This window comes from Variovorax sp. J2P1-31 (genome assembly GCF_030317215.1).
Classification (GTDB): domain Bacteria; phylum Pseudomonadota; class Gammaproteobacteria; order Burkholderiales; family Burkholderiaceae_C; genus Variovorax.
The window spans coordinates 537270-554172 of record NZ_JASZYA010000003.1; the positions used below are offsets into that span (position 1 = coordinate 537270).

Here is a 16903-nt window from a genome sequence, read left to right on the forward strand (position 1 = left end):
ACATGCAAAGACGCCACTTCCTCGCCACCACTCTCGCCGCCTGCAGCGTGCCGCTGGTGCACGCGCAATCGCCGCTGCCACCCGGCCCGATCCGCATCGTGGTGGGCTTTCCGCCCGGCGGCGGCACCGACGTGATGGCGCGCGTGATGGCGCAGAAGCTGTCGGTGATGTGGGGCACGCCGGTCACGGTCGAGAACAAGACCGGCGCGGGCGGCGTGATCGCCGCCGAGTACGTCGCCAAGCAGCCCGGCGACGGCACCACGCTGCTGATGACCAACATCAGCAACCACGCGATCGCGCCCGCGCTCTACCCCTCGCTGCCCTATGTGGTGGAGCGCGACTTCACGCCCATCGTGCTGGTGGGCATCACGCCCAACCTGCTGATCTGCAACACCAGCCAGCCGGCGCGCACGCTCAAGGACGTGGTCGCGCTGTGCCGCAGCAGGCCCGGCGCGATCACCTTCGGATCCTCGGGCGCGGGCGCCTCGCAGCATCTGGCGACCGAGCTGTTCAAGCTGCGCGCCAACGTCGACGCGCTGCACGTGCCCTACCGCGGCTCGGCGCCGATGCTGACCGACCTGATCGGCGGCCAGATCAACTACAGCTTCGAGACCATGACCTCGGCCACGCCGCATGTGGCCAGCGGCAAGCTGCTGGCCATCGCGCAGACCCGGCCGCAGCGCTCGAAGGCACAGCCCAACGTGCCGACCGTGGCCGAGCTGGGCTACCCGGGCTTCGATGCCAGCACCTGGTACGGCCTGGCCGGCCCGGCGCGCATGCCGCCGGCCATGGTGCAGCGCATGAACGAGGACTTCAACAAGGTGCTCTCGATGCCCGACGTGGCCGAGAAGCTGGCCAGCTACGGCGCCGAGGACGGCGGCGGTTCGGCCGCGAAGTTCGTCGACTTCATCGCGGTCGAGAAGGAGAAATGGGCCAAGGTGGTCAAGGACGCCAAGGTCACGGTCTGAGCCGCATCGCGGCAGCCATCCACCACAGGAGACAAGCATGCACATCCCCTTCAAGCCCCTCGCGGGCGGCCTGCTGGCCCTCGCCTTCGCACTCGGCGCCGGCACGGCCGCCGCGCAGACGCCGGTCAAGCTGCGCTTCAGCCACACCGTCCCCGAGAGCGACTCGCAGCACAAGGCCGCGCTCGACTTCAGCAAGCGCGTCAAGGAACGCACCCAGGGCGGGGTGGAGATCCAGGTCTTCGCCAACAGCCAGCTGGGCAACGACGTGACGCTGGTGACCGGCGTGCGCAGCGGCACCATCGACATCGGCGCCACCGGCAACCCCTTCGTCACCGGCCTCGCGCCCAAGCTCAACGCGCTCGACCTGCCCTACCAGTTCAGCGATGCGCAGCAGGCCTACCGCACGCTCGACGGCCCGGTCGGCCGCGGCCTGCTCGACGAGCTGGGCGCGCACCAGATCAAGGGCCTGGCCTTCTGGGAGATCGGCTTCCGCAGCCTGGGCAACAACAAGCGGCCGATCAACACCGCGGCCGACATCAAGGGCCTGAAGATCCGCACCACGCCGAACCCCTCGCACCTCAAGGCCTTCCAGCTGCTGGGCGCGAACCCGCAGCCCATGCCCTTCGCCGAAGTCTTCGGCGCGCTCGAGTCGGGCGCGGTCGACGGCCAGGAGAACCCGCCCACGCTGATGCTGTCGTCGAAGATGTACGAGGTGCAGAAGTACCTCTCGCTCACCCGCCATGCCTACACGCCGCTGGTGGTGATCATGAACAAGGCGCGCTTCGAGTCGCTCAAGCCCGAGTTCCAGAAGGTGATCCTCGAGGAGGCCACCGCCGCGGCGAACTTCCAGCGCAAGCTCAATGCCGACGGCGAGAAGGACGCGATCGCCCAGCTGCGCGCCAAGGGCATGCAGATCAACGAGAACCCCGACACCGCCGGCATCCGCCAGATCGTGCGCGACGAGACGCGCAAGCTCTACGTCGAGAAGAACGGCGACGCGGTGCTCAAGGCCATGGACGCGCAGCCGTGAGCACGCCGCCGCTCCCCACCGCGATCGTCGACGCGCACCACCACCTCTGGCACCTGTCGGAGGGCCACTTCCCCTGGCTGCAGGACCGCTACGACGCCGACGCCTTCTTCCTCGGCGACTACAGCGTGCTGCAGCGCGACTTCGGCGTGGCCGACTACCGCGCCGTGACCGCGGGCCTGCCCATCGTCGCCACCGTGCATGTGGAAGCCGAGCGCTCGCGCGCCGAGTCGCTGGCCGAGACGCGCTGGCTGCACGCCGTCCATGCGCAGCACGGCTTTCCCGACGCGGTGCTCGCCAACGTGGAGTTCCTCGCACCCGACGCCGAGGCGCAGATGCGCCAGCAGGCCGAATGGCCGCTGGTGCGCGGCGTGCGCTGCAAGCCGCGCATCGCGCGCAGCCCGGCCGACAGCGTGCGCGGCCAGCCCGGCACGCTGCAGCACGAACCCTGGCGCGCGGGCCTGGGGCTGCTGCGCGACCACGACCTGCTGTGGGACGTGCGCGTGCCCTACTGGCACCTGGAGGAAGCGGCCGAGGCCATCGCGCGCTTTCCCGGCCTGCGCGTGGCGGTCGAGCATGCGGGCCTGCCCTGGGACCGCAGCGAGGACGGCCTCGCGCACTGGCGCCGCGGCATGACGGCACTCGCCGCCCTGCCCGAGGTGGTGGTGAAGCTGTCCGAATTCGGCCTGCCCGACGCGCCCTGGGACGCCGCGAGCAACGTGCGCGTGATCCGCGAGACGGTCGAGATCTTCGGTGCGCAGCGCTGCATGTTCGCCAGCAACCTGCCGGTGTCGGGCCTGCGCGCGCCCTTCTCCGAGGTGGTGCGCACCGTGGCCGAGGCGCTGGCGCCGCTGGATGCGGCGGCGCGCGACGCGATCTGGTGCGGCAACGCGCTGCGCGTCTACCGCATCGCGCCCGCCAGCCGCTGAAGCCGACGCCTCCCCCAGAACCCACAACAACAGGAGACCGTCATGCTGTCCCGCCTTTTCGAGCGCACCGCGAACGTGCTGATGATCACGATGATGGCCGTCATGGTCGCGCTCGTGTTCGGCAACGTGGTGCTGCGCTACGCCTTCAACTCGGGCATCGTCTTCTCGGAAGAAGCCTCGCGCTTCGTCTTCATGTGGCTCACGCTGATCGGCGCGCTGATGGTGATGAAAGACAACATGCACCTGGGCATGTCGACCATCGTCGCACGGCTGGGCGAACGCGGCCAGCGCTTCTGCCGCTTCGTGGCCGACGTGGGCGCGCTGGGCTGCTGCCTGCTGCTGGTGCACGGCGCCTGGAAGCTGGTCGTGATCGGCATGGACGACCGCGCGCCGGTCACCGGCGTGCCCATCGGCGTGGTCTATGCCTGCCTGCTGGTGAGCAGCGCCGGCATGGCACTGCTGCTGGTGCATTCGCTCTGGCGCCTGCTGAGCGGGCGCATGCCGCGTTCCGAACTGGTCAACGACACCGGCAGCGCCGGCGAATGAGCTACTCCCGATTCCGAAAGAACGCATGACCATCTTCGTCTTCGTCTCCTCGCTGCTCGGGGCCATGGCCTTCGGCATGCCCATCGCGTTCGCGCTGCTGTTCTGCGGCGTGGCGCTGATGGTCCACCTGGGCAGCTTCGACACCCAGATCCTCGCGCAGAACATGCTCGAGGGCGTCAACAACTACCCGCTGATGGCGGTGCCCTTCTTCATGCTGGCGGGCGAACTGATGAACGCCGGCGGCCTCTCGACGCGCATCGTGCGGGTGGCCGACGCGATGGTCGGCCACGTGCGCGGCGGCCTGGGCTATGTGGCGATCATCGCGGCCACGGTGGTGGCCAGCATCTCGGGCTCGGCCGTGGCCGACACCGCGGCGGTGGCGGCGCTGCTGATCCCGATGATGCGCAACGCCGGCTACAACGTGCCGCGCGCGGCCGGGCTGATCGCCGCGGGCGGCATCATCGCGCCGGTGATCCCGCCCTCGATCGCGATCGTGGTGTTCGGCGTGGTGGCGCAGGTCTCGATCACCAAGCTGTTCCTGGCCGGCCTGTTCCCCGGGATCATGATGGCGCTCACGCTCACCGCCACCTGGTGGCTGTGCGCGAAGAAGGAGAAGAGCGTGGTGGTGCGCAGCTTCAGCGGGGCCGCGCTGGGCCGCGCGGCGCTCGACGGCGTGTGGGCGCTGATCCTGCCGATCGTGATCATCGGCGGCATGAAGTTCGGCGTGTTCACGCCGACCGAGGCCGCCGTGGTGGCCGTGGTCTATGCCTTCGTGGTGGGCATGTTCGTCTACGGCGAGCTCAAGTTCTCGCGCGTGCCCGAACTGGTGCTGAGCGCGGCCAAGACCTCGAGCACCGTGCTGTTCCTCGTGGCCTGCGCGCTGGTCTCGGCCTGGCTGATCACCATCGCCAACATCCCGGCGCAGGTGACGGCGCTGCTCGAACCCTTCGTCGACAGCCCGATCCTGCTGATGTTCGTGATCATGGTGCTGGTGATCATCGTGGGCACCGCGCTCGACCTGATGCCCACCGTGCTGATCATGACGCCCATCCTGATGCCGGTGATCACCAAGGCCGGCATCGATCCGGTGTACTTCGGCGTGATGTTCATCATGAACAACGCCATCGGCCTGCTCACGCCGCCCGTGGGCACGGTGCTCAACGTGGTGGCCGGCACCGCGCGCGTGAGCCTCGACAGCGTGATCTCGGGCGTCTGGCCCTTCCTGCTCTCGCTGACCGCGCTGATGTTCCTGTTCGTGCTGTTCCCGCAGCTGATCCTGGTGCCGGCGAGCTGGCTGCGCTGATCTCCCTTCCCTTTCCCTCCTTCATGACCCTGATCACCAACATCGAAGACCTGCGCGTGCTCGCGAAGAAGCGCGTGCCGCGCATGTTCTACGAGTACGCCGACGCCGGCTCCTGGACCGAGAGCACCTACCGCGCCAACGAGGCCGACTTCCAGCGCATCCTGCTGCGCCAGCGGGTGGCGGTGGACATCGGCGCGCGCAGCACGCGCACGCAGATGCTCGGGCAGGACGTGGCGATGCCGGTGGCCATCGCGCCCACCGGCCTGACCGGCATGCAGCATGCCGACGGCGAGATCCTCGCGGCGCGCGCGGCCAAGGCCTTCGGCATCCCGTTCACGCTGTCGACCGTGAGCATCTGCTCGATCGAGGACGTGGCCGAGGCCACCGACGGCCATCCCTTCTGGTTCCAGCTCTACGTGATGCGCGACCGCGCCTTCGTCGAGCGGTTGATGGCGCGCGCGCATGCCGCCAACTGCACGGCGCTGGTGCTCACGCTCGACCTGCAGATCAGCGGCCAGCGCCACAAGGACTTGCGCAACGGCCTCTCGGCGCCGCCGCGGCTCACCTTGCCCAACCTGCTGAACATGGCGAGCAAGCCGCGCTGGTGCGCGGGCATGCTGGGCACCAAGCGCCGCAGCTTCGGCAACATCGTCGGCCATGTCGAGGGCGTGGAGACCATGAGCTCGCTGGCCGACTGGACCGCGCAGCAGTACGACCCCACGCTCAACTGGCAGGACGTGGCCTGGATCCGCAAGCAGTGGCCGGGCAAGCTGATCCTCAAGGGCATCCAGGACGTGGACGACGCGAAGCTCGCGGCCGACAGCGGCGCCGACGCGCTGATCGTGTCGAACCACGGCGGGCGCCAGCTCGACGGCGCGCCCTCCTCGATCCGCGCGCTGCCGCGCATCGCCGAGGCCGTGGGCCACCGCATCGAGGTGCACATGGACGGCGGCGTCCGCTCGGGCCAGGACGTGCTCAAGGCGCTGGCCCTGGGCGCCAAGGGCACCTTCATCGGCCGCGCCATGCTCTACGGCCTGGGCGCGATGGGCGAGGCGGGCGTGACCCGCGCGCTGCAGCTGATCCACAAGGAGCTGGACCTGACGATGGCCTTCTGCGGACGCACCGACGTGCGCACGGTGGACCGCGGCATCCTGCTCGACGAGTTCGCACCCTCGCCCGGTTTTCCGATGTTCTGAGCGCAACGCACGCTCGCCTTTCCGCCAACCCTGGAGACACCATGCCGACCCTCGCTTCCTTCCGTTCCCCGCGCGCCCTGCTCGCGCTGTCGCTCGCCCTCGGCGGCCTGCTGGCCACCGGTGCCGCGCAGGCCGCGGACTACCCGGTGCGCCCGATCGAGCTGGTGGTGCCCTACCAGGCCGGCGGCGGGGCCGACGTGATGGCGCGCGGCTTCGCCGCCGCGGCCGTGAAGCACCTGCCGCAGCCCATCGTGGTGGTCAACAAACCCGGCGCGGCCGGCGTGATCGGCTGGAACGACGTGATCAACGCCAAGCCCGACGGCTACCGGCTGGCGCTGACCACGGTGGAGGTCACTTTCCTGAACCAGATCGGGCTGGCCAAGTTCGGCTGGAACGACCTCACGCCCATCGCCCGCCTCAACGCCGACCCGGCCGTGGTGGTGGTGCGCACCGACGCGCCCTGGACCACGCTGGAGCAGTTCGTCGCCGCGGCGAAGAAGCCCGACGCCAACGTCCGCGTCGGCAATGCGGGCCAGGGTTCGATGTGGCATCTGGCGGCGGCCGCGCTGGCCGACCGCACCGGCGCCAGCTTCAACTACATCCCCTACGCGGGCGGCGCGCCGGCCGTGCTCGCACTGCTGGGCGGCCATGTGGACGCGGTGACGGTCAGCACCCCCGAGGTCGCGACCCACATCGCCGCGGGCAAGCTGCGCGCGCTGGGCGTGATGGCCGACCGGCGCGTGAAGGGCTTCGAGACCGTGCCCACGCTCAAGGAGCGCGGCATCGACCTCGAGCTCGGCACCTGGCGCGGCCTGGCCGTGCCCAAGGGCACGCCGCCCGAGGTGATCGCGGTGCTCAAGGCCGCCACCGCCAAGACCATGAAGGAGCCCTCGCTGCGCGCCGACATGGAGCGGCTGAACTTCACCGTCGACACCGACCTGGACAGCGCGGCCTTCGAAGCCCGCATGGCCCAGGAGAGCGCCTACATCAAGGACATCCTGAGCCGGGTGGTGCTGCTGCAGAAATAGGCGCGCGCCCTAGCCGGCGCCGCGGCCGGCCTCCTCGTCGTAGAGGCGCACGACGGAGGCCGAGTCGGCCGTCTGGTTGCCGCGGCCCACGTAGTCCGCGTAGCGCGCGGTGGCGGCCGCGACCAGCGGCAGGTCGAGCTGCAGCTGCGACGACAGCGCCTGCACCGCGCGCATGTCCTTGAGCAGCTGCCGCGCATAGCCGCGCGGCTGGGCGAAATCGCGCGCCTGCATCTGCGGGTAGATCTTTTGCAGCAGGCCGCTGTCGGCCAGCCCGCCCGCGAGGCAGCGCGGCAGGTCGGCGGCCGCGATGCCGGCGGCCTCGGCCAGCACCAGCGCCTCGGCCATCAGAACATAACCGGTGCCGACGATGGCCTGGTTGATGGTCTTGGCGGCCTGGCCCGCGCCCACCGGGCCCATGCGCGTGCAGTTGGCCGCGAGCTCCGCGAACACCGGCCGGGCACGCGCGATGTCGGGCTCGCTGCCGCCGGTCATGAGCGTGAGCGTGCCGTCGCGCGCCTGCAGCGGCCCGCCCGACACCGGCGCATCGACCCAGCCCATGCCGGTCTCGGCCGCCAGCCGCGCGGCCATGGCACGCGTGGCGTCGGGCGTGATGGTGGAATGGTCGAGCAGCAGCTTGCCCGCTGCCGGGCCGGCCGACGCGATGCCGCCGTCGCCGAAGACGCAGGCCTGCACGGCCGGCCCGTCGAGCACGCACAGCAGCACGATGTCGCTGGCCGCGGCCACGCCGGCCGGGTTGGGTGCCGCGACCGCGCCGGCCGCGACCAGCGGCGCCATGCGTTCGGGCTCGAGGTTCCAGACCGTGAGCGCCCAGCCCTGCTCGCGCAGGCGCTGCGCCATGGCCGAGCCCAGCAGGCCCAGGCCGATGAAGCCCAGGCGCGGTCGGGCGGAGGAAGTGGAATGCGAGGTCATGCGGTGCCTTGTGGAGTCGGCCCGCAGTCTAGGCAACGCAAAGGCACGCGGCAAACCAGAAAAGTTCGCGCTGCGGGTGACAAAAACTCATGCGACTGCGCGCGTTGTGCCTCGGGTGTCACCAAGGTATTCAACACGACGCAGATCCGCATTGCCCGCACCTGAAACAACATGTATCTTCGCCGGGCGGCGCGGCATCTCGCGGCGTCGGCGATAACAACACAAGGAAGAGCATGAGGATTCAGTTTTCATTGGCCTGCGTGGCTGCACTGGCGGGTCTGACAGCATGTGGAGGAGGAGGTGGTGGTGGAGACGGCGGCGCGGTGACGCCCGTGACGCCGCCCGCGCTCACGACGACCGTCAAGATCAACGGCAACGCGGCCGTTGCCGACGCGAACGGCCAGTACGCGACTCAGCCGGGCGACACGGTCGAGATCACGCCCAGCGAGGCCGCCCAATGGAGCAGTTCGGGGGCCAGCACCATCACCCTGCTGAACCCGGGCACCACGGCCACGAAGTGGAGCGCCCAGATCCTCAATGCCTCCGCGAGCGCGGGCGCGTACACGGTGTCGGCCACCACCACCGCCAGCCCCGCGCGCACCAAGGCCACGGTGCTCGCCGTCGCGGCCGGCGATGCGCGCAACGGCACCTACCGCGTCTACGCGAGCAACGGCCTGCAGTACCAGCTGAGCCTGGACTTCAACCTGAACCGCTACACCTTCACCGACCAGGACGGCAGCCACCCGGTGTCCGACACCTTCGGCACGGATGCGTCCGAACCCGGCAGCTTCTTCTTCAAGAGCGACCGTGCCCCGTCGACGGTCAACGTGTCGCGCTTCCGTGTGACGACCGATGCGGTGGTCGGTGCCTTCCCCTTTGTGGAGCCTTTGGCGACAACCCCCACCTACGCGGTCAAGCCCTTCATCGCGGCGCGCAAGCTGATCACGACGGCGGCGGAACTCGACGGCACCTACAACCTGTTCGGCATCAGCCGTGAAGCGGCCGGCAACGGCTCGGCGATCACGCAGACCTCGCTGTCCGCAGGCGGCACGGTGTTCAAGCTCTGCAACAGCATGCAGATCTACAGCATCGCCGACTGCCCCTCGGGCGTGACGCTGACCTACAACGTCGAGCCGACGGACTTGAGCGGCGTATGGCGCATGGTCAACGTGGCGAATGCCAACGACACCAGCCGCTTTGTGGTCGCGCGCATCGGCAACCAGAACGTCTACCTCTCGGGCGGGGCCTCCAACGCGATCGCCGGGCGCTACGTGATGCGGATCGGCGTGCAGGACACCCCTGTGTGGAACGTCGCCACCGGCTACGGCGGGTCGACCGGCGGCTCGTGGGGCAAGGTCAACCTCACGGCCACGGGCAACACGCGCAACGTGATCGCCGCAGACGGCAGCACGTCCATGTCCACGAACACCTACGTCGATTTGGGTCTCACCGGGCCTGCCGGCCTGCGATTCGTCGCCAACTCCGCACCGAACGCCGGGTACTTCGCCATCTACAACACGAAGCTCCTGGTGCTCGTCGGCGGCGCGGCACCCTCCACCGCCGCCGGCTACCTGCAGATCAACCTGCTCGACTAGGCGGCCATGGCCTCAGGCAGCGCCCTTCAAGCGCGCTGCTTGAGCGCCAGCACCGACAGCCCCGACGCGATGAAGGTCAGGCCCGCGCCCACGTTGAGGCCGGTGCCGAAGCGCGGGTGGCGGCGCAGCCAGGCCGACAGGATGGAGGCGCAGCAGCCCAGCACGGAGAAGATCACGGCCGTGAGCAGCGCGAAGATCGCGCCGTAGACCAGCATCTGCACCGCCACCGGGCCGCGGCTCGCGCTCACGAACTGCGGCAGGAAGGCCAGCACGAACAGGCCCGGCTTGGGGTTGAGCACGTTCGACAGCAGGCCGGTGAAGAACACCTTGCGCAGCGACTGGTGCGCGCTGGGTTCGAAGGAGATCAGGTTGCGCGAGGCCAGCGCCTTCCAGCCCAGCCACAGCAGATACACCCCGCCCACCGCCTTGACCGCCCAGAAGGCCACGGGCGAGGCCTGGATCAGCAGCGACAGGCCCAGCGCCGCGGCCAGCGCATGCACCATGATCCCCAGGCCGGCACCGGTGGCCGACAGGCAGGCCGCGGCGCGGCCCTGGCTCAGGCCCCGGCTGATCGCGAGGATGTTGTCGGGGCCGGGCGCGATCACGACGATCAGGCAGGCGGCCAGGTAGGTCAGCAGCAGGTCGAGGGGGAACATGGTTTCTTTCTCCAGAAAGGTGCGTGTGCTCAGACCCAGCCGGCCTTGCGGAAGCGGTAGTAGAGGTAGCCGCAGATGCTGACGATCAGGCCCAGCGCCATCGCATAGCCGTAGCGCCATTTCAGCTCGGGCATCTGCTCGAAGTTCATGCCCCAGATGCCGACGAAGGCGGTGCACACCGCGAAGATCGCGGCCCAGGCGGCGAGCCGCTTGGTGACCTCGCCATCGGCGATGGTGACCATCGACAGGTTGGCCTGGATCGCGATGCCGATGGTGTCGCGCATCGCGTCGATCGAGCCGTTGATGCGGTTGAGGTGGTCGAGCACGTCGCGGAAGTACTCCTGCGTGCCCACGCAGATCTGCGGCACCCGGCCGCCATGCAGCTTGTTGGCGCCCTCGAGCAGCGGCGCGACCGCGTGCTTGAGCACCGTGAGGCGCTGCTTCAAACCGTAGAGGCCCTGGATGTTCTCGCGCGCGCCGCCTTGGGTGAAGATGCGCTCCTCGATGGTCTCGAGCTCGACGTCGAAGGCGTCGATGGCCGGGAAGTAGCGGTCGACCACCGCGTCCATCAGCGCGTAGAGCACGAAGCCCGGGCCGTTCTTGAGCAGTTCCGGTTCGCGCTGGCAGCGCTCGCGCACCTCGACGAAACCATGGCTGCTGCGGTTGCGCACCGACACCACGTAGTTGCGGCCCACGAACACGTCGAGCTCGCCGACCTCCATGGCGGTGCGCGGTGCGTCGGCGTCGGCATCGAGCAGGTGCAGCACCACGAACAGCGAATCGCCGTACTCCTCGACCTTGGGCCGCTGGTGGCCGTTCTGCGCGTCCTCGACGGCCAGCGGGTGCAGGTCGAAGGCCTGCTGCAGTTCCAGCAGTTCCTCCTGCGAGGCGTCGTGCAGCGCCACCCAGACGAAACAGCGCGGCAGCGAGAGGTACTCGCCGATGCGGCTCACGGGGATGTCGGCGAGCTTGGAGCCGTCTTCGTAGACAACGCAATTGATGAGCATGCGAAAGACCGTGGAGCGATGGAGACGCATGCATCTTGCCACGCGCCGGCCGGCGCCCGACGTGGGCCTTTTTACGCCCGGGCCCTGCCTTTTTACGCGGGTTTTACGCGCCGCCTCCTACGCTCGCGCTTCCTCATTCCCAGCTCATTCTCTTCATGTATTTCCCCAGCTCGCACTCCACCCTGGCCCTGCTCGCACTCGCCGTGCTTCCGGCCTTCGCCAACGCCCAGACCACGGCCAACATCGCGCTCAGCAGCGACTACAAGTTCCGCGGCCAGGACCAGGACGTGCTGGGCCACGACGGCGGCGCCAGGACGCGCGCGCTCAAGCCCTCGCTGCAGGGCGGCTTCGACCATGCGTTCGGCGACAGCGGCTGGTATCTGGGCAACTGGAACGCCAGCGTCGGCTGGCTGGCCGGCAACAGCATCGAAAGCGACCTCTACGGTGGCTACAAGTTCAAGGCCGACGTGTTCGACATCGACCTCGGCGCGCTCACCTACCTCTACCCCGGCAACCACGCGGGCAACACGACCGAGTTGTACGCGGGCGCGAGCTACACCGATGCGACGCTGGGCAGCGTGACGCTCAAGTACGCGCACACTGTGTCGAAGGACTACTTCAACTACGCGGGCAACGCCGCGGGCTCGGGCCTGTCGGGCCGTAACACCGGCTACCTGAGCCTGGCCTACAGCAAGGAGATCGGCGCGGGCGTCACGCTCAAGGCCGCGCTGGGCCACACCCGCATGGCCAGCGACATCCGGCGGCTGGGCTACCGCAGCTTCGTCGACTACAGCGTGGGCGCCAGCCTGGACCTGGGCAGCGGCGTGTCGTTGGGCGGCGCGCTGCAGGGCGCGAGCCACGAGCGCGCCTACGCGCTGACCAGCGGCCCCGACGCCGGCTGGTCGCCCAACCGGCCGCGGCTGGTGCTGACGCTGGCCAAGACCCTGTGATGCGCCGACAGGGGACGTCGAGTAGGTGACCGGCGGGCCGGCGCCATGCTGCCGATAATCGACGCATGGTCCGCCCCACACAACTCACATATCCCCCACGCGAAGCCGCCCCCGTGCGCGACGCCGCCACCCTGCTGCTGCTGCGCGACACGCCGGCCGGCATTGAGGTGCTGATGACGCGCCGCTCCGACAAGGCCAGCTTCGGCGCCGGTGCCTACGTCTTCCCCGGCGGCCGCATCGACGCGGGCGACGCCCAGGCCCACGGCGTGGCCGAACGCCGCGTCACGCAGAGCGACCTGCAGCTCACCCAATCGATTGCCGCGCTGCGCGAATGTTTCGAGGAACTGGGCGTGCTGCTGGCACGCCATGCCGACGGCCGCCCGGTCGAGGCCGCCGAAGTCGCGGCCATGGACCGCAGCACCGCCGACGGCACGCAGCCCTTCGCTGCCCAATGCGCCGCGCAGGGCCTGCGGCTGGCGACCGACCAGGTCTTCACCTTCGCCCACTGGATCACCGACCGCGACCTGCCCAAGCGTTTCGACGTGCCCTTCCTGGTGGCGCGCATGCCCGAAGGCCAGACGCCCACGGCCGACGAGACCGAGCAGTTCGAGCCCGTGTGGGTGCGGCCGGCCGATGCGCTGGAGCGCCACAAGGCCGGCGGCTTCCTGCTGATGTTCCCGACCGTGCGCACGCTGGAACGCTTCACCGCCTACGCCACGGTCGATGCCGTGCTGGCGGCCTGCGCGCAGGAACAGCCGTTGTTCACCAGTTGCCCGCGCGCCGGCCTGCTCAAGGGCCAGGAAGCGCGCTTCATGGAAAGCGACACGCCGTATGGCGAGCTCGCGCTGGTCTGCCCCGACGGCCAGATCGTGCATGCGCTCGACTGGCAGAGCGAGGCGCCGGTGCGGCTGCTGCACAACCTGCAGCGCCTGACCGCGCCCAACCCCAGCGCCATGACCGGCCCCGGCACCAACAGCTACATCGTGGGGGACGCCGCCACCGGCTACATCGTGGTCGATCCGGGCCCGCGCGACGCGGCGCACATCGCGCGGCTGCACGCGGCCACCGGTGGCGACATCCGCATGATCGTCTGCACCCATTCGCACGCCGACCATTCGCCCGCCGCCGCGCCGCTGCAGGCGCTGTGCACGTCGACCAAGCCGCCGATCCTCGGCCTGCCCTCGGCGCCCACCGCACGCGCCAACGCACAGTTCACGCCCGACCGCGCCCTGGCCGACGGCGAGCGCCTGGTGCTGGAAGGCGCATCGCGCGAGACCACCCACACGCTGCGCGTGATCCACACGCCCGGCCACGCGGCCAACCACCTGTGCCTGGTGCTGGAGGAGGACGGCCTGCTGTTCTCGGGCGACCACATCCTCAACGGCAGCACGACGGTGGTCGACCCACCGGACGGCCACATGGGCGCGTACCTCGATTCGCTCGACACGCTCGACGAGTCCTGCGCGACTGGCGGTGTCGACTTCATCCTGCCCGCGCACGGCTACGTGCTGGGCTCGGCGCGCGACGCCATCGCCTATTTGAAGATGCACCGCCTGCGCCGCGAGGCCCGCATCCTCGCCGCCATGCGCGCGCAGCCCCAGGGCACGCCCGAGGAATGGCTGCCGGTCGCGTACGGCGACGTGCCGCAGCGCATGTGGCCCGTGGCCGCGCGATCGCTGGCCGCGCATGTGGAACGCATCCGCGAGAAGGGCCTGGCATGAACCGCGCCCCCGCACGTCATGACCCCAGGAACGACGAGAGCGACGAAGGCATCCGCCTGGCCAAGCGCGTCGCCGCGCAGGCCGGCTGCTCGCGCCGCGAGGCCGAGCTGCTGATCGAGAACGGCGCCGTGCGCGTCGACGGCCAGCGCATCGAGGTGCCGCAGGCCCGCGTCAAGCCCGAGCAGACCGTCGAGGTCGACAAGAGCGCAAAGCCCGAGCCGGTGCAGGTCGTGACCCTGCTGCTCAACAAGCTGCCCGGCATGGCCTTCGACGCCCCGATTGCGCGCCTGCTGGTGCCCGATCAACGCTGCGAGCACGACGTGTCGCAGCGCCCGACGCTGCAGCGCCATTTCGCGAACCAGCGCTGCTTCACGCCGCTGGAGACCGGCGCCGGCGGCCTGATCGTCTTCACGCAGGACCCGCGCATCGAACGCAAGCTGGTCGAGGACGCCGCGCTGATGGAATACGAGGTGATGGTCGACGTCAAGGGCGAGGTCGGCCCGCAGGCGCTGCACCGCCTCAACCAGTCGCCGGTGATCGACGGCCGCGCCATGCTGCCGGCCAAGGTGAGCATCAACCGCCAGAACGAGGGCGTGACCGGCCTGCGCTTTGCGATGAAGGGCGCCTGGCCCGGCCAGATCGCGCAGATGTGCGACAGCGTGGACCTGCGCATCGTGGCGATGAAGCGGCAGCGCGTGGGGCGCGTGTCACTGGCGGGCATGGCGCCGGGCAACTGGCGCTACCTGTTGCCGCACGAAAAATTCTGAGGGCGGGGTCGCCGCACCCTGTCGGCCGTAAAGCTGCGTAAAGCGTTCTTCTACCTACGGCAGCTTTCACACAGCCCTTCTAAGCTCAGGTCGTCGTCTCTTCTCTTGATTGGAGTTTCCCATGAAAAAAATCGCATTGTTCGCTGCGGCGATTCTCGTTTCCTCCCTGTCCTTCGCCCAGCCCGGCCCGGCCCACCACGGCAACGGCCCGCACATGAAGCGCGCCCCGTCGCACCAGGTGCATCGGCCGCATGCGAAGAAGAAGGTGTGGGTCAAGGCGCATCGGGAGCATGGGCGGGTGGTGAAGGGGCATTACGTTTGGCGGTAGGAGGCTTGGGCAGCTATGGCACGAAAGCTTGTAGATGCTCGACGTCTGCTTCAGACTGGTTCCGGTCAGTCGGCGCGGGCTGCTGAATGTCTGCTGTGCGCCGCAATCGAGCCATCCTGCAGCGCATTGGTCCGCCTCCGCAAAGTGCGCAGAAGTGGCCATTGCGCCCAAGCAATGTGTTCAGCTCGGTAGCTTTGCCGCAAGCACGTCTACGTTCTGAATTGACGGCGGCTCGGAGAACAGTTCACCGGCTTGTGCCATCAGCGCCGCCGCCACCTTGCCCGAGAGATGCGCCTGGCGGCCCGCTTCATCTGGAAAGGCATCAAAGATTCCGAAGCTTGTCGGCCCAAGGCGAAGGCCAAACCAGGCGGTGGTGGCGGGCTCTTCCATGACGAGAGGAAGACCACCCACGAGGAAATTTTCAACCTCTTTCTCTTTTCCGGGCTTCGCTTCCAGACGAACGTACAACGCGACTGTGACCATGACATACCTTCTTTCGTTTAACAACACTCGACCGGATCGGGTCGAACCGGTCATGGCAGTCTGCGCCTTTTCAATGCCGGTGGCGCAAACAATCTTCCGTTGGCAAACGTCCTGGCAGTGAGTCCAGGCGACGCAACGCGTGGACTGCAGCTCTGTGAAGACCAGAACTCTTGGTGCCAAGCTGATGCCGTTGGCATATCAGTCTGCGCCCTTTGAATACGTAGGTCGCAAAGTATCGGTCGTTCATAAACGACCTGGCAGTTAGCGCCGACTGGCGCGTCGGCTCGGGCGAACCCGGGCTGCCGCCGTCAGCGTTCCCGTCGCAGCTGCTTGTATATGCCGCCGTCCTTGGGTGGTTTTCGCAGCAATCGGGAATACCGCCTCCCGGCACGCCGCGTACGCTTGCGCCATCCAACAGGAGAGCGCGCATGCTCAAAGTCAATCCGACGGCCAGGGCCGACGAAGCGCCAGGCTTCAGTCGCATGTTCCGCGTGGGCCGACTCACGGTCGGCGTCTTCTTTCCCATCGAGGCCTATGCGGGCGACGAGGCACCGATGCACGACCAGGAGCGGCTTGCGCAGCGCGCCGAGACGCTCGGCTTCGCCGCGCTCTGGGTGCGCGATGTGCCGTTGCGCGATCCGAGCTTCGGCGATCTTGGTCAGATCCACGATCCCTGGGTGTATCTCGGCTGGATCGCGGCACACACCAAGGCGATCGCGCTGGCCACGGGCGCCATCGTGCTGCCGCTGCGGCATCCGCTGCATGTCGCCAAGGCGGCGGCCTCGGTCGACCAACTGTCGGGCGGCCGCCTGGTGCTGGGCGTGGCATCGGGCGACCGACCGGTGGAGTTCCCGGCTTTCGGCGTCGACATCGAACGGCGTGCCGACCTGTTTCGCGAATACTTCGGGATGATACGGCGCGTGCTGGAGCGCGAATACCCGGCGTTGACGTCAACGGCCGGCGCGCTCTCCGGCAATGCCGACCTCGTGCCCAAACCGATGGGACGCCTGCCGATGCTCGTCACCGGAAAAAGCGGGCAGTCGCTGTCATGGATTGCCAGCCACGCGGATGGCTGGATCACCTACCCACGCGGCATCGATCACCAAGCCGAAACGGTGGCACGCTGGCGCGGCGAGGTCCATTCCGCCAGGCCGGGCGCCTTCAAGCCGTTCGTGCAGTCGCTCTATGTCGACCTGGCCGACGACCCGTACCTGGAGCCGACGGCCATCCATCTCGGGTTCAAGGCAGGGCGGCATTTCCTGCGGCACTTTCTGGACTCGCTGCGCGTAGCGGGCGTCAACCACGTGGTTCTCAATCTCAAGTACGGCGCGCGACCGGCGTCCGAGGTACTCGAGGAGATCGGAACCGAGTTGCTGCCGGCCCTCGCAGGCAAGCCCGATGGCAGCGAGCCGGAACCCATCGGGGACGAGGTCGACGACATGCTCTCGCCGCAGCATTGAGGCCGCCCG

At 68.8% G+C, this 16903-nt stretch carries 17 protein-coding genes; 13 read left to right on the forward strand and 4 right to left on the reverse strand.

The genetic code is table 11. From position 1 onward, the window contains the following. Nucleotides 1-2: 2 nt before the first annotated feature. From QTI20_RS22495 to QTI20_RS22525, 7 genes are read left to right on the forward strand one after another with little or no spacing between them, the layout of a single operon-like run. The gene (locus tag QTI20_RS22495; protein WP_286554200.1) at nt 3-968 is read left to right on the forward strand and encodes a Bug family tripartite tricarboxylate transporter substrate binding protein; all 966 of its coding nucleotides are present in this window, start codon (nt 3-5) and stop codon (nt 966-968) included. A 37-nt stretch (nt 969-1005) separates the two neighbouring features. Then, nucleotides 1006-1998: a TRAP transporter substrate-binding protein gene (locus QTI20_RS22500; RefSeq protein WP_286554198.1), complete on the forward strand. Its 993-nt coding sequence runs from the start codon at nt 1006-1008 to the stop codon at nt 1996-1998. Next, a complete protein-coding gene (locus tag QTI20_RS22505) occupies nt 1995-2924 on the forward strand; it encodes an amidohydrolase family protein (RefSeq protein WP_286554196.1) in 930 nt (309 codons plus the stop codon). The genes QTI20_RS22500 and QTI20_RS22505 overlap by 4 nt, the downstream gene beginning before the upstream one ends. Before the next feature lie 42 nt (nt 2925-2966). Then, nucleotides 2967-3470: a TRAP transporter small permease gene (locus QTI20_RS22510; protein WP_286554195.1), complete on the forward strand. Its 504-nt coding sequence runs from the start codon at nt 2967-2969 to the stop codon at nt 3468-3470. 25 nt (nt 3471-3495) lie between these two features. After that, a complete protein-coding gene (locus QTI20_RS22515) occupies nt 3496-4773 on the forward strand; it encodes a TRAP transporter large permease (protein ID WP_286554194.1) in 1278 nt (425 codons plus the stop codon). 23 nt (nt 4774-4796) lie between these two features. Next, on the forward strand, nt 4797-5969 hold the full coding sequence (locus tag QTI20_RS22520) for an alpha-hydroxy acid oxidase (RefSeq protein ID WP_286554193.1): 1173 nt from the start codon (nt 4797-4799) through the stop codon (nt 5967-5969). Between the two features lie 41 nt (nt 5970-6010). Further along, nucleotides 6011-6997, forward strand: a complete 987-nt coding sequence (locus QTI20_RS22525) for a tripartite tricarboxylate transporter substrate binding protein (RefSeq protein ID WP_286554192.1) — start codon at nt 6011-6013, stop codon at nt 6995-6997. Between the two features lie 9 nt (nt 6998-7006). Here the strand turns inward: QTI20_RS22525 and QTI20_RS22530 are convergent, their stop codons facing one another. Further along, nucleotides 7007-7927: an NAD(P)-dependent oxidoreductase gene (locus QTI20_RS22530; RefSeq protein ID WP_286554189.1), complete on the reverse strand. Its 921-nt coding sequence runs from the start codon at nt 7925-7927 to the stop codon at nt 7007-7009. Between the two features lie 323 nt (nt 7928-8250). Between QTI20_RS22530 and QTI20_RS22535 the strand changes: the two genes are divergently transcribed. After that, nucleotides 8251-9522 carry a hypothetical protein gene (locus QTI20_RS22535; RefSeq protein ID WP_286554188.1) on the forward strand — a complete coding sequence of 424 codons (1272 nt, stop codon included), beginning with the start codon at nt 8251-8253 and terminating at the stop codon, nt 9520-9522. A 26-nt stretch (nt 9523-9548) separates the two neighbouring features. On the opposite strand, the gene QTI20_RS22540 is transcribed toward QTI20_RS22535, so the two are convergent. Next, nucleotides 9549-10178 carry a LysE family translocator gene (locus QTI20_RS22540; protein WP_286554187.1) on the reverse strand — a complete coding sequence of 210 codons (630 nt, stop codon included), beginning with the start codon at nt 10176-10178 and terminating at the stop codon, nt 9549-9551. A 29-nt stretch (nt 10179-10207) separates the two neighbouring features. Then, the gene (locus QTI20_RS22545) at nt 10208-11185 is read right to left on the reverse strand and encodes a magnesium and cobalt transport protein CorA (RefSeq protein ID WP_286554185.1); all 978 of its coding nucleotides are present in this window, start codon (nt 11183-11185) and stop codon (nt 10208-10210) included. A 155-nt stretch (nt 11186-11340) separates the two neighbouring features. Here QTI20_RS22545 and QTI20_RS22550 point away from each other — a divergent pair, with 155 nt between their 5' ends. From QTI20_RS22550 to QTI20_RS22565, 4 genes are all read left to right on the forward strand, one after another. Then, nucleotides 11341-12135: a TorF family putative porin gene (locus QTI20_RS22550; protein WP_286554184.1), complete on the forward strand. Its 795-nt coding sequence runs from the start codon at nt 11341-11343 to the stop codon at nt 12133-12135. A gap of 65 nt (nt 12136-12200) precedes the next feature. Continuing rightward, the gene (locus tag QTI20_RS22555; RefSeq protein ID WP_286554183.1) at nt 12201-13856 is read left to right on the forward strand and encodes an MBL fold metallo-hydrolase; all 1656 of its coding nucleotides are present in this window, start codon (nt 12201-12203) and stop codon (nt 13854-13856) included. Beyond that, nucleotides 13853-14623, forward strand: a complete 771-nt coding sequence (locus QTI20_RS22560) for an RNA pseudouridine synthase (RefSeq protein WP_286554182.1) — start codon at nt 13853-13855, stop codon at nt 14621-14623. Before QTI20_RS22555 ends, QTI20_RS22560 begins: the two co-directional genes overlap by 4 nt. A gap of 121 nt (nt 14624-14744) precedes the next feature. Further along, complete coding sequence (locus QTI20_RS22565; RefSeq protein WP_286554181.1) at nt 14745-14951, forward strand: hypothetical protein; 207 nt, start codon at nt 14745-14747, stop codon at nt 14949-14951. A 180-nt stretch (nt 14952-15131) separates the two neighbouring features. Here the strand turns inward: QTI20_RS22565 and QTI20_RS22570 are convergent, their stop codons facing one another. Beyond that, on the reverse strand, nt 15132-15434 hold the full coding sequence (locus QTI20_RS22570; RefSeq protein ID WP_286554817.1) for a putative quinol monooxygenase: 303 nt from the start codon (nt 15432-15434) through the stop codon (nt 15132-15134). Between the two features lie 428 nt (nt 15435-15862). Here QTI20_RS22570 and QTI20_RS22575 point away from each other — a divergent pair, with 428 nt between their 5' ends. Further along, complete coding sequence (locus QTI20_RS22575) at nt 15863-16894, forward strand: LLM class oxidoreductase (RefSeq protein ID WP_286554179.1); 1032 nt, start codon at nt 15863-15865, stop codon at nt 16892-16894. Nucleotides 16895-16903: the final 9 nt, after the last annotated feature.

What these genes read in the sequence shown, in the direction of transcription:
- QTI20_RS22540 (WP_286554187.1), bottom strand. Translation starts at nt 10,178, where the DNA reads ATGTTCCCCCTCGACCTGCTGCTGACCTACCTGGCCGCCTGCCTGATC.
- QTI20_RS22555 (WP_286554183.1), top strand. Translation starts at nt 12,201, where the DNA reads ATGGTCCGCCCCACACAACTCACATATCCCCCACGCGAAGCCGCCCCC.
- QTI20_RS22510 (WP_286554195.1), top strand. Translation starts at nt 2,967, where the DNA reads ATGCTGTCCCGCCTTTTCGAGCGCACCGCGAACGTGCTGATGATCACG.
- QTI20_RS22570 (WP_286554817.1), bottom strand. Translation starts at nt 15,434, where the DNA reads ATGGTCACAGTCGCGTTGTACGTTCGTCTGGAAGCGAAGCCCGGAAAA.
- QTI20_RS22545 (WP_286554185.1), bottom strand. Translation starts at nt 11,185, where the DNA reads ATGCTCATCAATTGCGTTGTCTACGAAGACGGCTCCAAGCTCGCCGAC.
- QTI20_RS22495 (WP_286554200.1), top strand. Translation starts at nt 3, where the DNA reads ATGCAAAGACGCCACTTCCTCGCCACCACTCTCGCCGCCTGCAGCGTG.
- QTI20_RS22565 (WP_286554181.1), top strand. Translation starts at nt 14,745, where the DNA reads ATGAAAAAAATCGCATTGTTCGCTGCGGCGATTCTCGTTTCCTCCCTG.
- QTI20_RS22550 (WP_286554184.1), top strand. Translation starts at nt 11,341, where the DNA reads ATGTATTTCCCCAGCTCGCACTCCACCCTGGCCCTGCTCGCACTCGCC.
- QTI20_RS22500 (WP_286554198.1), top strand. Translation starts at nt 1,006, where the DNA reads ATGCACATCCCCTTCAAGCCCCTCGCGGGCGGCCTGCTGGCCCTCGCC.
- QTI20_RS22530 (WP_286554189.1), bottom strand. Translation starts at nt 7,927, where the DNA reads ATGACCTCGCATTCCACTTCCTCCGCCCGACCGCGCCTGGGCTTCATC.
- QTI20_RS22560 (WP_286554182.1), top strand. Translation starts at nt 13,853, where the DNA reads ATGAACCGCGCCCCCGCACGTCATGACCCCAGGAACGACGAGAGCGAC.
- QTI20_RS22525 (WP_286554192.1), top strand. Translation starts at nt 6,011, where the DNA reads ATGCCGACCCTCGCTTCCTTCCGTTCCCCGCGCGCCCTGCTCGCGCTG.
- QTI20_RS22575 (WP_286554179.1), top strand. Translation starts at nt 15,863, where the DNA reads ATGCTCAAAGTCAATCCGACGGCCAGGGCCGACGAAGCGCCAGGCTTC.
- QTI20_RS22515 (WP_286554194.1), top strand. Translation starts at nt 3,496, where the DNA reads ATGACCATCTTCGTCTTCGTCTCCTCGCTGCTCGGGGCCATGGCCTTC.
- QTI20_RS22520 (WP_286554193.1), top strand. Translation starts at nt 4,797, where the DNA reads ATGACCCTGATCACCAACATCGAAGACCTGCGCGTGCTCGCGAAGAAG.